Origin of the sequence: Hymenobacter taeanensis, assembly GCF_013137895.1 — a bacterium.
Classification (GTDB): domain Bacteria; phylum Bacteroidota; class Bacteroidia; order Cytophagales; family Hymenobacteraceae; genus Hymenobacter; species Hymenobacter taeanensis.
On the sequence record NZ_CP053538.1, the window covers coordinates 2,325,001 to 2,338,715 of the forward strand.

Annotated in this window: 8 protein-coding genes; 3 read left to right on the forward strand and 5 right to left on the reverse strand. The window is 54.0% G+C overall.

All coding sequences use genetic code 11. The annotated features are described in order from the left end of the window. Window positions 1–174: 174 nt before the first annotated feature. The 5 genes from HMJ29_RS09905 to HMJ29_RS09925 form a co-directional block, all read right to left on the reverse strand. A complete protein-coding gene (locus HMJ29_RS09905; protein WP_171591326.1) occupies window positions 175–1,452 on the reverse strand; it encodes a M16 family metallopeptidase in 1,278 nt (425 codons plus the stop codon). Window positions 1,453–1,463: 11 nt separating this feature from the next. After that, window positions 1,464–2,660: a type IX secretion system outer membrane channel protein PorV gene (porV, locus tag HMJ29_RS09910; protein ID WP_171591327.1), complete on the reverse strand. Its 1,197-nt coding sequence runs from the start codon at window positions 2,658–2,660 to the stop codon at window positions 1,464–1,466. 46 nt (window positions 2,661–2,706) lie between these two features. Further along, entirely contained in the window at window positions 2,707–6,651 is a 3,945-nt protein-coding gene (gene porU / locus HMJ29_RS09915; protein ID WP_171591328.1) for a type IX secretion system sortase PorU, read from the reverse strand. A 139-nt stretch (window positions 6,652–6,790) separates the two neighbouring features. Then, complete coding sequence (gene pssA, locus HMJ29_RS09920) at window positions 6,791–7,492, reverse strand: CDP-diacylglycerol--serine O-phosphatidyltransferase (protein ID WP_171591329.1); 702 nt, start codon at window positions 7,490–7,492, stop codon at window positions 6,791–6,793. Between the two features lie 60 nt (window positions 7,493–7,552). Next, on the reverse strand, window positions 7,553–8,188 hold the full coding sequence (locus tag HMJ29_RS09925; RefSeq protein WP_171591330.1) for an MBL fold metallo-hydrolase: 636 nt from the start codon (window positions 8,186–8,188) through the stop codon (window positions 7,553–7,555). Between the two features lie 148 nt (window positions 8,189–8,336). Between HMJ29_RS09925 and HMJ29_RS09930 the strand changes: the two genes are divergently transcribed. The 3 genes from HMJ29_RS09930 to HMJ29_RS09940 all read left to right on the forward strand — a co-directional run bounded on the left by HMJ29_RS09930 (window position 8,337) and on the right by HMJ29_RS09940 (window position 13,626). After that, window positions 8,337–9,440: an NAD(P)/FAD-dependent oxidoreductase gene (locus HMJ29_RS09930; RefSeq protein WP_171591331.1), complete on the forward strand. Its 1,104-nt coding sequence runs from the start codon at window positions 8,337–8,339 to the stop codon at window positions 9,438–9,440. A gap of 30 nt (window positions 9,441–9,470) precedes the next feature. Next, window positions 9,471–12,764 carry a PD40 domain-containing protein gene (locus HMJ29_RS09935; RefSeq protein WP_171591332.1) on the forward strand — a complete coding sequence of 1,098 codons (3,294 nt, stop codon included), beginning with the start codon at window positions 9,471–9,473 and terminating at the stop codon, window positions 12,762–12,764. Window positions 12,765–12,984: 220 nt separating this feature from the next. Further along, a complete protein-coding gene (locus HMJ29_RS09940) occupies window positions 12,985–13,626 on the forward strand; it encodes a heme exporter protein CcmB (protein WP_135529559.1) in 642 nt (213 codons plus the stop codon). Window positions 13,627–13,715 lie beyond the last annotated feature (89 nt).

The window sequence follows — 13,715 nt, forward strand, 5'->3', positions numbered from 1 at the left end:
TACAGTAATGTCCGTGCTATAGAGTAAGCAAAGAGATGGTTCACTTGATATGTTGAGATTATCAAGTTCTTGACTGTGTCTCACATTTACATCAGCTTCAATTAGACCTATAAACAGAAAGAGGCCTAGCATACTGTATGCTAGGCCTCTTTCTGTTTTGCAGCAGACTTGTGGTTACCTCTGTGGGCCTACAACTACTTCGATCATTTGCTCTGGAGAAAGGTATTCCTGTGCTAGCAATTGTAGAGCTCTGGCATCTACAGCTTGTGTCTGTTTGATGAACTCCGAATAGTAATCAGTTGGGATATTGAAAAACACAATGCTTTTATACTTATCGCACTGTTCAAATACAGTGCTTAATTCGTTGGCGAACTTGCCAGTCATGTAGTTCTTGACTGTTTGGAGTTCGTCAGCCGGAATCAGCTCTTCTTGTAGCTTCCGCAGTTCATAGTGTACTTCCTGAATTGCAGCATCAGCACTGGCAGCATTAACATCAGAGCCGATAACAAAGCTAGTGGCATGTTCTCTGGGGCCTACGCTGGCATAGATACCATAAGTAAATCCTTTGTCTTCGCGGATATTCTTCATTAAACGCGACCCAAAGTATCCTCCTAGCACTTTTACTAGCACTTGGAGTTGATGGGTTTGTGGGTGGCTATTCGAAGGCCACAAGCGCCCAATACGCAGAGAGGCCTGCAAGCTACCTGGCACAGTAACATAATCTAGGGGAGGGGCGCTTATGGTAAAGGCTTCTACAGAAGCTATGTTAGTCTGTTGAGATTGGGTTATGCCTAGCGTTTGCTGTATGAGTTGCTCATGCTCCGGAAGTACATCACCACAGAGAAAGATTTCAGCACCCATTAGTTGATAAAACTCCTGGTGGAAAGCTCTTACCTGCTCCACAAGCACTCCGTCGAATTTCGCTTCATCAAATACGACGCCATAAGGAAAGGTAGGGCCATACAGGTTACGAGAGAATTGCTCGGCAGCCAGATAGCTGGTTTTTTGCCGTTCTATCCGCACGTTCTGGATGGTACGAGCTTTAAGTTGTGCTAATTCTACCTCAGGGAAGGTTGGCGCCGTAATTACGTCTAGGAACAACGGCAACAGCTTCTCTAGATGACGGCTTAAGCAATACAGGGTAAGAGTGGCACGATCAAAGCCTTGCTCACATTCAAGTGAAGCACCATAGAAGGCCACTTCATCGGCAATCTGACGGGCAGTGCGGGTGCGGGTACCCTCCAGCAGCATTCGGGCCGTGAGGAGGGAAACGCTAGGTGCCGGCTCATACCATTTACCAGCTTTGAAGACAGCTTGCAAACGTATGACTGGCTGCGCTGCGTTGCGCAGGATGTGGAGGCGGGCTCCATTAGGGAGCAAAAGCACGTCAGCCGCGGGCAGCGTGATGCTGGCCAGCGGCTGAACGGGAGGAGCGACTTTACGGTCGAGCATTCAGGCGTGAATTAGTTGGTAGGCGCTGAGTCGGAATTGCCGAAGGCTTCTTCGAGCGCATTTATGTTAAAGTGTAAGGAAATACGGATGGTGTTAGCCAAAGGGTTGGCTTTATCATTAGGAACCAGGAAAGCTGCATCTACTCCCAGCACGTTGTATCTCACCCCGGCACCTAGGCTCAGGTACTGGCGAGCCCCTTTGTACTGATGCTCATAGAAATAACCAACACGAGCCATAAGGAGGTCGTTGTAAGCATACTCTAGGCCAGTAGCTAAGTTAATTTCGCGCAACTCTTCCTTAAAACCACCAGGAGCATCGCTAAAAGAGCCTAATACCGCACTCACAATGCCTTTCTGAGCACGCCGGTTGTTCTCATCAATTACTGACTGCTTGCCAATATTTGTTGGATCATCGACATCATAGAAAGGAGTAGGAACTAATAGCTTGTTCGCATCAAAAGCCAACGTGAGCTTATTGTAAAGATCGAGCTCCTTGGTGATGGCCGTGCCCAGCTTCAGGTTCATGGGCAGGAAGTCTGGCTGAGCGGCATCGGTATAAGACATTTTATTGCCGATGTTGGATATAGCGCCGCCCAGTGATAGGTTATACTCACCAGCGCCAATTGTGAGGTCCTTGGTGTAGTATGCTCCCAGGTCAACGGCTACAGCCTGACCTGGTTTGGTATCCGCTAGGCCACCAGTAAGGTTAGAGCGGATATAGCGGGCATTGAGTCCTACTCCAAAGTTGTCGCTAAGCTTGAGGCCATACCCGATGGCCAGAGAGTATTCTTTGGGGTTGAATGTTGGCCCGGGAATGTTTTGAGCGTTGCGATACTGAATCTGGCCCAAATCAAAGTACATAAGCGTCGCCGATAAGCCGGAACGCTCTCCGATTTTGAAGGTGGAGCCCAAATACGCCAAGCCCATGTCATTGGCCAGATTTTGCTGCCAAGGCGTGTAAGAAGGAGATATGCTGTATTTATAACGTACGAAGCCAAGTTTACCCGGATTGTAGTAGCCTGCATTAGCGTCGGGGCTGATAGCAACGCCGGCTTCACCTAAAGCAGCGGAGCGCGCATCGGGGCTAACGGTGAGGATGGGAACAGCGGTAGTAATGGCATTGGACTGCGTTTGGGCCTGAACAGTGGCAGCTAGGCCTAGTAGACCAGGCAGGAACGCAAAACGCAGGGGCAGCTTCGTCAAATTCATGGACAGCAGAAAGGTTGTGGGGGAAGGTAGGCGAAAAGCCGCAGTTTTAGTTGAGAATGACAAGTTTTTCGTACTTAGATGCCGTTGCATTGTCGCGCTGAGAGCGGACACTTACGCGGTAAACATATACCCCGCGAGCAAGCTGATCATGGTACTCATCACGTCCGTCCCAGGAGATAGACGATATGTGAGAGCTGCTAGCACCCAGGGTGGTGCCTTGGAGTGTGCGTACCAGTTTGCCAGATACGGTAAAAATCTGCACTTGTATTTCTAGCTCCTCGCCGCTTCGGTTATGATCGAAGTGGAAAGTAGTAGTTGAAGAGAAGGGATTGGGATAATTAAGCACATGCTGCAACGCTAATTTATCCGTAGAGGCCGCAATGAACTCAATACTTTTTTCTGCAGAGTTATTGAAGGTGTCCCAAGCTTTAACCCGGAGAATATGGGGGCCAGTGGTTAAGTCTTTGAACAAATATTTCACTTGGCCACTCTTGTAGTCATTGAGTTCCGACGTGTAGAAGGTGTTTAATACAGTGACCTTGCTAGCGTCATTATCAAGGGTAGCAGTAATATCATGGCCAATCCCGGAGCCTGCAGTATTGATGCCGCTATCATCTTTAAACCGGCCTAGCAAGGTGGTAGTGGTACCCGTGAGGCCCCCAAATACGAATTGCTCATTGTCCATGAACAAACGAATATCAGGCGGAACAGTATCACGTAGGGCAGAAGAGGCCGCACCGCCTACTGGTACCAAGCGAGAGCCGTGGGCATCCTGGCGCTGGGTTTCGCTGTAGGCATATAAGCTGATCTTGCCTATGCCTAGGCTGTAGTTGATGTCTTTGGGTACTACAAAATTGACAGTAAACTGCCCGCTGGTAACGGTAGCTTGGCCGTCATAGAGTACGTTTTCTCGAACGGAGATGCGTTGCTTGGCGTCGGTAGGGTCGTTGCCGAGGGTGGTAACGATAGATGGCTTCTCGTACACGGTTACCTGGGCGGTACCGGAGAAGGTGGTGTTACGTTGCCCATTCAGGCGCAGCTCACCTCGCAACGCTACTGTACTGAGGGCCCCTAGTGTGTCGGTTGGGGCTGCGGTAATTGGCTTACCATTCAGCTCAGTTAGTACTACCTGCTGCTCAGGGTAGGCCAGGCGCATGGAGGGGTCGCCGAGCAACGCATAGTTACGGTTACCGTCGCCGGCCAAAGCGGCATTTTTGGCCATGCTAATTACATCGCCCAGGCGAGGCATGGTGCCATCGGGGCGGCGGCGCAGTACGTCGTTGAAGAACTCGGTGGCCAGAAACTGGTTATTGGAAGCGTACACCACCCTGGTGGTAGTGAAAAGCCCAATGGCACCACCCTCTGTATCGGTTAAGGATTGCTCACCGGCAGAGGTAAACTCAGGGTTGTCGTAGGTGCTGAAGTCGCAGGTGCCGGTAAACAGGAAAGCCAGGCGGTTTTTGTTCTGTAACCGCAATACTGAGGCATTACCTAGGATCTGCTCATCGGCCCAGTTTTTAGGCCCTCCGTGGCCAATGTAAGTAATAAGCAGTGAGCCCTGTTCAAACGACTCATCAATGGCTTTTTCAGCCTCAGGTGAGCGCTGGCCCGCGGCCAAAACAGTTTGCGGATACATATCCAGATACACCTTCCGGATGTTGTAATCAGGCTCCTTGGTTTCTATCAAGTTAACCAAGGGCTCAGCCCCCTTGAGGTCAAACAGGTTTTGGTCGCCATCGTCCGTGACAAAGGTGAGGCGGTTACGCCACTTTCCGTAGGCGGGAGTGGCATCGTAGCTTTTAAGCTTCGATACCACTAGTTTCGCCATATCGGCGTTGCCATACTGGCCTACGGGCGAGCGTACGGGAAGGCGGCCAATACCAATATCCAGCATTTCAGAGCTGGAGCCAGGAAGCCAGGCTCCCTCATTGTCATCGAGGAGTCCGTAGTAGTCATCGGAGGAATAGCTGATGCCTTGCGCATTAGGGCGGCTACCTTGCACGGGGTCGAAGCTTTCCTGCGACTCGTACACTGGCACGTAGTTTTGCGCAATCTGGTCACGGTTTGCCATCCCGTCGTTCCACCACGAAGGAAGCTGGGTTTTATCGTTTGTAGGATCCGCCTTGTAATCGTAGGAAGCGTCGCCGAATAGCAGCAGGTACAGCTGGCGACTACCACCGGAACGGTCATACACCATCTTCATCAGATCACGGATGGCTGTTACATCCTGGCCACCGGAGCTGAACTCATTATACACCTGCGTAGTGGAAACCACCTGCGCAGTTAAGCCATCATGCTTGCGGCGATGTTCGGCCAGCTCCTCAGCCTGCGCTAAAAACGAAGGGTGCGTGACAATTACCAGGTCTAGCTTGCCATCGAGGTTTAGGGAGTGTAGATTTTGCACCGGTACCCGCCCAAAGATGCGAGGCGTGGGGAAGCTGGGGCCGGGAGTAAAAGCCACAAACTCCCGTAACGTATCAGTGCGGGCCAAAAAGCTGCCACCTGTGAGCGTTACTGCCGAAGGCACCCGCGGATTGGTGACATCCCAAACCGTAGCCCCATTGGCGTTGCTGAGGTCAAACTGACTGACGGCATTGGCCCTGATGTTCTCAAACGAGCGGAACTCTAAGTAACTACCAGAAAGCCGCAGCTGTCGTTGGGTATTTAGCTCCAGATAATCGAGGTAGCCTTTGGCGGAGAGGTCGGAGCTGCCGTTGTAGGTAAGGCCCACTTTAATCTCCGAAGGGGCACTAGCAGGCACCGGATAGGTAAACGTGCTCAGACTGGTATTAGCTACCTCAGGGTAGGAGCCCTGGTAATTATTGATGGCGCTGATTACCTGATTACCCAATGGCTGAGAATTGGCCGTTACCTGAAAGAAGGTAGCTGCCGATGAAGTAGCAACGACGGAGCTGGTTACCTGGGCCGTAGTGCCTGGTACCAGATCTGTTACTGGAAAGGAAAACGTGTTTTGGTTGCCGGCTGTGAACGACTCCCCTAGCCACACCCTACCTGATTTTAAGAGGTTGAACAGTTCCCGCTCGTAGAATTGGCGGTCGGGGAAGGTGCTTATGCGCGCCGAAGCGGTACCACTCACAGTTGGCGCAGCCGCTACCCGCCGGCCTACTGCAGAGCCAACGGTCAGGAAGTAATAAGCCGTATCGGCGTAGGGGTTAAGCTGGTGGCGAAACCGAAGGTTGCTGCCATCTTGCCGCCAGGTGTGGGGGCCACGAGCATAAAACAGGAAGTATTCGTTGTCTTCGAGGGAGGCAGTGCCGTCGCCAAAAAACTGCATGGCATTTTCAGCCAGATCATCGGGGCGGTACGCACTGTTTGCCTGGGGCAGGGTGCCCATGGCGTTGCCATACAAGCGGAGCCGGGCTGGGTCGAGGCTTTGCACATTGAGGCCTAGAGCCCGAAGGGTAGCTTTATCAAGCTTGTACAGCCCGTTTGTGGGCACTCCAATCTTAAACCACTCACCGGAACTGAGCACCGAAGCACGCGCGTAGGTGCGGCCCTGGGTGCCCCGCTGTAGCTCACCCGACAGCGTGTACGCAAAGGAAAAAGACGTGAGTTTTTCGGTTTGGCCCGTTTGGGAGTTGCGGCGCAGCGGCTGCAAGGTGAGCAGCGTAACTGGCCGGCGCTGCTCAGTGCCCCTAAATAGCGATACTACCGGAAGAGTAGGCAAAGAATTCAGATCGAGTTGCCGAGCTTCCAGGGGCGTAACCGGAACATACACCGCATCACGCAATTGGCCGTCAGCTATGTTGCCTTCTAGGCGGCGCTGGTATGTACCTACCTGGTCGCCGTAGCGGTACACGGCCCCCTCAAAGGTAGGCACTCGCCGCTGCTGCCCGCGCACAAGTATGTCGGCAGTGCCATTCCAGGTAATAGTGCTCTGGACAACTTGTTCCGCGGATTGAGCTGCCGCCGGAGCTACTAACCCTAGAATGGCCAAGCAGGCCAGCATCCAGTTAGTAAAGAGGCGCATAGAAAAGACTCATACACGGAAAAAAATAGAAGACAAAGACCTGCGATGCCAACAGACGCGCTAGGCCGACAGTTCAGGAGTAGGTCGCTTTCTTAACTGCCAGAAGCCTGAAATATTGTGGCCTTTGAATGACTAAATATTAAGCCTTTGCTGGGCGTACCAGAGAGAGCAACACGTACAGCAGAATAATCAGCGGAACGGCTACTACGCCAAGCCCAAGCAAGAGGCCTACACTCAACAGCAGGAAAATAAACCGAACGGAGTTATCCTGCCAGCGCAAGCTCTTGAACTTGAGCGCAAAGAGTGGCAACTCAGCTACCAGCAAACCTGAAAGTATTACTGCCAGCGCCAGCAGCAGCCAGGGGTTAAGAATAGTAGTGGCCAGGTTGAAAGAATCGTGCTCCAGAATAAGCGGCAGCGAGGCAACTACCAGGGTGCAGGCGGGCGTAGGCAAGCCAATAAACGAGTCCGACTGGCGGGTGTCGTTGTTGAACCTGGCTAGCCGGAGCGCCGAGAAAATAGTAACGATGAAACCAACGTAGGCCAGGTAAGTCGGCAGATTTGCGGTAGTAAGGCTTCCCTGGAGCAGCTTGTAAATAATGGCGCCCGGCACCACCCCAAACGACACTACATCGGCCAGCGAATCAAGGTCTTTGCCAATGGGGGATGACACGTGCAGAGCCCGCGCCAGCAACCCATCAAAAAAGTCGAATACAGCGGCTAGTAACACAAAATACGAAGCGTAAACCAGATTGCCATCAGTAGAAAAAATCTGGGTTAGGGCCAGGCAGCCAGAGAATAAGTTTAGGCAGGTAACGGCGTTGGGGAGATGCTTTTTCAAGTAGGCTGTGCGTGAATAGAAAGCAGATAGAAAAGTGGCCTAGCGGCCAGAGAAGCTCACTTATTGCAGAAAAGGATTAGAGCGGCGCTCGGCCCCAACCGTGGTAGCTGGGCCGTGGCCCGGGTAAATCGTCACGGAATCGGGCAGCGTTAAGAGCTGGGAACGGATGCTCTCAATGAGAGTGTCGTAGTCGCCGCCGGGCAAATCGGTGCGGCCTATGCTGCCTTTGAACAGCACGTCGCCGCCAATGACCGTTTGCGTGGGCTCGTGATAGAAAACCACGTGGCCAGGAGCGTGCCCGGGGACAAAGCGAACTTCTACTTCGGTCTCGCCGAAGTGCACGGGCTGGCCGGGCGTCAGGAAGCCGGTTGGCTCAGTGATTTCAAAGCGCGGAAAGCCGTAGTTGGGGGCGTAAGAAGGTACGGCGCGCAGGGTGCTCAGATCGGCTTCGTGAATCAGGAAGGGCACCTGATAGGTATCCACAATAAACTTGTTACCAAATACGTGGTCGATGTGGCAGTGTGTGTTCAGCAGCAGTACCACCTCTAGGCCATTGTCGGCAATGAATGTGCGCAGGGCATCCTGCTCGGCCCGCTCGTAGCAGCCAGGGTCAATTACCACGCACTGGCCGGTGGTATCGTGCAGGAGGTAAGTATTTTCGGAAAACGCGTTGAAAGTGAATCCGGAAACGGTCATACGTAGAGGAAAAACAGGCCTAGAACATGTCAGGCATAATGAAGCGGGTAAGTTACGCAAGTGGGGGCAAACCTGCCTGGCCTAGAAGCACGGCGGTTTTAAACCAACAGCAGGCAGAGTTCCGCGAACCTCACTTACCTTGCCACTCATGAAAAGTGTGGACTACCTACTGATTGGGCATGGCATAGCTGGCGCTACCCTGGCGCAGGAATTACGAGGCCGGGGCCGGCGCGTACTTGTGCTCGATACGCCTCAACCCAACTCGGCCTCCAATGTAGCAGCGGGCCTCATGAACCCGGTAGCTGGGAAGCGGTACGCCCTGGCCTGGCGCGCTGAGGAGCTGATGCCCGCCGCCGCGCACTTTTACCGTTCGTTGGAGACCCGTTTTCAGCAACTGTTTTTTTACGAAGCCCCCATTCTCAAGCTGTTTTCTTCCGTAGGGGAGCAGAATACCGTGCTGGCCCGCAGCGCCGACCACCCGTGGGGAAGTTTTGTGCCCAATGCGGATGTGCAGTTGCCTCAGGTAGAGGGGCTGCGGCAGGAATTTGGAGGGCTGCGTATAGAGCGAGGAGGCCACGTTTTGGTGCGAGAAGCGCTGGCGGCGCTGGCTGCTGAGGGAATTGCGGAAGGCTGGCTGCAGCACGAAACTTTTGCTTGGGACCTGCTTGTTCCGGCTACGGACGGCGGCACAGGCTTCACGTACGCAAACCGTGTGCGGGCACAGCACGTTGTGTGTTGTGAAGGAGCTGCGGCTGTTCAAAATCCGTACTTTCATTGGCTGCCTCTCACCCCCAACCAGGGGGAGGTGCTGACGGTTGAATGTCCGGAGCTTTCTGATCAATACGTTCTGAATAAAGGAGCCTACGTGGTACCGCTCGGCAACGGGCAGTTTCGGGTGGGTGCCACCTACCGCTGGCCTCCCTTTGCGGCGGGCATCACCCCTGATGCCCGGCAGGAGCTAAGCCAGCGCCTGGAAGCCATAACCGACCGGCCGTTTCGGATAACGGAGCATCGGGCCGGAGTGCGGCCCGCCGTGCGCGACCGTAAGCCGCTGTTGGGCACCCACCCAGCGGTGCCAAACGTGCATATTTTCAATGGGTTTGGCTCAAAAGGAGTGATGATGGCGCCTCGTTTGGCAGCCCTCATGGTCGATTGGCTGGAAAATGACGTTGAGCTGTGGCCCGAGGTCAATATTCGGCGATATTCTGCGTTATATTCTCCAGCACCCGTAGTGGCGGGCGCTGGCTCCTGATTCTAGCTCTTAGCGTTTTAGCTTTCGTATATGAAGCACTTGTCCTTACTATCACGGCGCGGCTACGGCCGGCCGGCTGGCCTAGCAGTTGTAGTGCTAGGCCTCCTGCTTCCCGGAAGTGTAGCTCTGGCCCAAACAGCCCAGGAACCCTTCGGGAGGGTCCGGATTCAGTATAAGGAGTTTAACTGGTTGCAACTCAGCAGCCAGAACTTTACTATATACTACTATGCGGGGGGCGAAGCTAATGCCCGCCACGCAGCCGAATACGCCGAGAAGGAATTACAGCGCATTACGGGTCTGATTGGGTACTATCCGTACTCCAAAACCACCATCATGCTCTATAACTCCGTAGGCGACCTGCGGCAGAGCAACATCGGGCTGGACTCGGATAAATACCAGACCGGCGGGGAAACTTCCCTGACCCGGCTGACCAAGGTGCAAATTGCCTTTGAGGGTCAGCAAACGCGCTTCAAACAGGATTTGAGCAACCGCATTACGCAGGTGCTGCTTAATGACATGATGTATGGCGGCTCCCTGAAGGAAGTCATTCAAAGCACGTACCTGCTGCAGTTGCCCAACTGGTTTATCAGCGGGGCCTCGGCGTATGCATCGCAGGGGTGGAGCGTGGAGATGGATGATTACATGCGCACCATGACCAAGGCGCATGATAACAACAAAACCGCGCCCTACTTCCTGCGCAACCCTGAGCTGGCCGGCCAAAGCGTGTGGAACTATATTGCGGAACGCTACGGCTACACCAGCATTCAAAACATCCTGAACCTGACGCGCATCACCCGCGACGTGGAAGTAGGCATCAGCTCCTCGCTGAATGTGCCCTACAAAGTGTTTCTGAAAGACTGGCTTAACTATTACCGCCAGCTCAATGCGCAGCCCCAAACGCCCTACGTAGAGCCCGACGAGGCCCGGCGCGTGGTTCACAACAACCGAAAGGGAGTTCTTTACTCGCAGCCGGTGGTAAGCCCGAACGGCCAGCGCCTGGCCTTTGTGCAGAACGACCGGGGGCGCTACCGCGTGCTGGTAGTGAATAAAGATGGCAAGGGGCGTGATGTTATTCACAGGGGGGGGTACAAAACGCCCGACCAGGAAGTAGAGACCCGCTTGCCCGTACTGGCGTGGCGCGGAAACGGGCAGGTGGCAGTAGCTGAAATGTTGAAGGGCGATATGACCCTGCATCTGCGAAGCACGGAAGGTGGCCTAAGCAGCATGACCAGCCGCCTGAAGTCGTTGCTGCCCACCTTTGGCAAGACTACTTCTATCTTCTCGCCGTACTCGCAGATCAACAGCCTGAGTTACTCGCCCGATGGCAAAGCCTTGGTATTTAGCGGCGTGCGCGATGGGCAAACTGACCTGTACCTGTTGCGGGCCGGTAGTCGCTCACCCGAAAAAATCACGAATGATATTTTTGATGACGTAGAGCCTGCCTTCCTGCCTAATGGGGGCGGCATTGTGTTCAGCTCTAACCGCTGGCTTGACTCGGCGGGCACGGCACGTGGCAGCTTTAATACCATTGTTAACAACTACGACCTGTTCCTATACCATCTCGATGGTCGGGCGCAGCCAGTAGAACCGTTGGTGAGTACCATTTCCAACGAAGGCAGCCCCCGGGCCATTTCTGATACGGAAGTGCTGTTTATTGGAGAAGAAAGCGGTGTGCGTAGCCTGTATCGTCTGTCACTGGCTACCAAGCAATACCGGCCCGTCACGAGCTTTCTGTCCAACATCAAGCAATACGACTATAACCCCCAAACGGGCACCCTGGGCTTTACTGCGGCGGAAGAAGCCAAGGACTTTGTCTACCTGTACCCAAACTATGCGCTGCCAGAAAACCTGACGCTGTATAAAACAGCCCGTCAGGAAACCCTGGAAGACCGCTCTAAACCCGCACCAGCAAAGGCTGCGGCGCCGGCGCCCAGCCCTACGGCTCCTACTATTGCAAATGCTCAGGAGCAGAGCCAAAATCAAAACCAGCAGGATGCTGGTACGCAGCCTGAAACCCAGCCGCGCCGCAGCGACGGGCGGGTAAATACCACAGACTATGAGTTTGATGAGGACATTCCGGCCTCGCGCGGCAGTGCCCCCAAACGCACGCGTGCCGCTACGGTGGTGGTATTGCCGCAGTCAGCCCCCGCGCCAAATGCGGGCATAAACGGCCCCTTCCGCTACGACACCCGTTTTAGCATCGATAATGTGGTGTCGTCATTGTACGTAGATCCGCTGTTGGGCTTTGGCGTAGTGGGGCAGGCCAACATGGCCGACCTGTTTGAGGACCACCGGATTCAGGCGGGAATCTTTGCGCTGACGGATTTGCGAACCAGCAATATTTACGCGCAGTACACCAACCTGAAACGCCGCTATGACTGGAGCCTGGGCTACCAGAAACAGGCCTATTTCTTTGATGTTGCCTCCTATGGGCGCACCCGCTACTCGCGGCATGAGATTTCGCCAACGCTGGCTTACCCGCTTACCCATAACCTGAGCGTGCGGGTTGGCCCCCGGTTTGTGCACGTAAGCCGGCAGGTGTTTAGCGACCTGAGCAACTCCAGTGATGTAAACCGCAACTATTTAGGTGGGGCCGGAGAATTGATCTTTGATAACTCCATTGCCACGGGCGTGAACATGCTGGAAGGTACCCGCATGAAAATTGGGTATACCCGGCTCAATGGGCTAGACAATGGTTCGCCGGGCTTTGGGAAGGTATACATTGATCTGCGGCACTACCAAAAGATTCATCGGCAGCTGATATGGGCCAACCGGGCCAGCTTTGGCCAATTCATTGGTGGGGGCAACATCCAGCCGGAGTTTCGGCTGGGGGGTATGGATAACTGGTTGAACAACAGCTACGAAGGAGGGCAGACCATTCCCTTCGATCCGACGCAGATGTTTTACCAGCAGTTTGTAACCAACTTGCGGGGCTTTGATTATAGCAAGCGCACGGGCCCAAAATATGTGCTGTTCAACTCTGAGCTGCGCCTGCCCATTATTCAATATCTCTCGCGTAAGCCAGTTGAATCAGGGTTCTTCCGCAATCTGCAGCTCACGGCCTTTGGTGATATGGGTACCACCTACGCCGGCTCAAACCCTTTCAACGAGAACAACTCCTTCAACACCCAGATTACGGGTGGCGCAGGCAACCCCTTCTCGGCTACGGTAGTGAACTTCCGTAACCCGTTATTATACGGTTACGGAGGAGGCATACGCAGCACCGTACTTGGTTTCTACGTGAAGGGCGATGTAGCGTGGGGCCGCGAAGACTACACAGAAAAGGGGCCTAAGTTTTACGTAACCCTGGGCTACGATTTCTAGCGTTCGTTTTTGATTATAACGCAAAAGGGCCTGCTACTTTTCGGTGGCAGGCCCTTTTGCGTTATGATTCTGGGCAAAACACGCGTTAAACGGGCATATAGCAGGAGGGGTTACGCTATTCCTAGGCCAGTAGCCGCTAATCCGGGAGTTGGGTTGTATCTTTGCGGTCCTGTTCACCAGCCCTGTTGCCGTGCAGCTCCTCCGCGAGATTTGGTATTTGATGCAAAAGGACTTCCGTTTGGAATGGCGCCAGCGTGCTGCCCTCAACGGGATGCTGCTGTACGTGGGCAGCACTGTATTTGTGTGCTACCTGAGCTTCTCTCTGCGCGGAGGCCAACTGCCCGCGCCGGCCTGGAATGCCCTGTTCTGGATTGTGCTGCTGTTTTCAGCCGTGAATGCCGTGGCAAAAGGCTTCCTGCAGGAGAGTCGGGGGCGCATGCTGTATTACTACACCGTAGTTCGGCCCCAGGCCGTGATTCTGGCCAAAATCAGCTACAACGCATTGCTGCTGCTGGGGCTGGCGCTGGTAGCCTTTTTCCTCTACGCCTTAGTGCTCGGAAACCCCGTGCAGAACGTAGGCCTATTTGTGGGTAATGTGCTGCTGGGAGCGGTAGGCTTTGCCAGTACGCTCACACTCGTTTCGGGTATAGCCGCCAAAGCAACCAACAGTAGCACTCTGATGGCTGTACTGGGCTTCCCATTGATGGTGCCCATGCTGCTGCTGCTTATTAAGGTATCAAAGAATGCTCTGGATGGGTTGGAGTTTGAGGCCAGCCAAAGCTCCCTGCTCACGCTGGTAGCCCTCAATATGATTGTAGGGGCGGTGTCCTACCTCTTATTTCCTTTTTTATGGCGCAGCTAATGCAGGGCAGGAGCAAACAGCCAGGAGTAACTGGCCCCGGAAATAATGTTGGGGGCACGGAATACTTCAACCAAGCTGGCTGTTATGCA

Excerpts from the sequence above, each read along its gene's own strand:
- porV (WP_171591327.1), bottom strand. The coding sequence starts at position 2,660 with ATGAATTTGACGAAGCTGCCCCTGCGTTTTGCGTTCCTGCCTGGTCTA.
- HMJ29_RS09935 (WP_171591332.1), top strand. The coding sequence starts at position 9,471 with ATGAAGCACTTGTCCTTACTATCACGGCGCGGCTACGGCCGGCCGGCT.
- HMJ29_RS09940 (WP_135529559.1), top strand. The coding sequence starts at position 12,985 with ATGCAAAAGGACTTCCGTTTGGAATGGCGCCAGCGTGCTGCCCTCAAC.
- porU (WP_171591328.1), bottom strand. The coding sequence starts at position 6,651 with ATGCGCCTCTTTACTAACTGGATGCTGGCCTGCTTGGCCATTCTAGGG.
- HMJ29_RS09930 (WP_171591331.1), top strand. The coding sequence starts at position 8,337 with ATGAAAAGTGTGGACTACCTACTGATTGGGCATGGCATAGCTGGCGCT.
- HMJ29_RS09925 (WP_171591330.1), bottom strand. The coding sequence starts at position 8,188 with ATGACCGTTTCCGGATTCACTTTCAACGCGTTTTCCGAAAATACTTAC.
- HMJ29_RS09905 (WP_171591326.1), bottom strand. The coding sequence starts at position 1,452 with ATGCTCGACCGTAAAGTCGCTCCTCCCGTTCAGCCGCTGGCCAGCATC.